The sequence below is a fragment of the Tianweitania sp. genome (genome assembly GCF_032053605.1).
GTDB lineage: Bacteria > Pseudomonadota > Alphaproteobacteria > Rhizobiales > Rhizobiaceae > Tianweitania.
In genome coordinates this window covers 11,753-12,027 of sequence record NZ_DAMBUH010000099.1, presented here as the reverse complement: position 1 = coordinate 12,027, position 275 = coordinate 11,753, and the positions used below count along the sequence as shown (strand labels likewise).

The following is a 275-nucleotide window of genomic DNA, read 5'->3' as shown; positions in this document are numbered from 1 at the left end:
CGGCTTTCGGGTGATTGGGGAAGGGCAACCAGCAGCGCCTGCTCGCCGACGCCCAGCCCACGCGGCTCTCGCCCGAACCACGCTAGCGAAGCGGAGCGGATGCCCTCCAGATTGCCGCCATAAGGCGCGAGCGTCAGGTAGCGTTCAAGGATTTCGCGCTTGCTCAAGCGCCGCTCGATCTGCAAAGCGCGAACTGCCTGCTTGAGCTTGGCCCCCATCGACCGCTCTTCGCGCGGCTCCAGCAGGCGAGCGAGCTGCATTGTGATGGTCGACCC

1 protein-coding gene is annotated in these 275 nt (G+C 66.2%); it reads right to left on the bottom strand.

Annotated features, from left to right (window positions below; all coding sequences use genetic code 11):
• The coding region (locus RTX98_RS16910) for a transglycosylase domain-containing protein (protein ID WP_312797985.1) at positions 1-275 on the bottom strand (275 nt) is incomplete at both ends.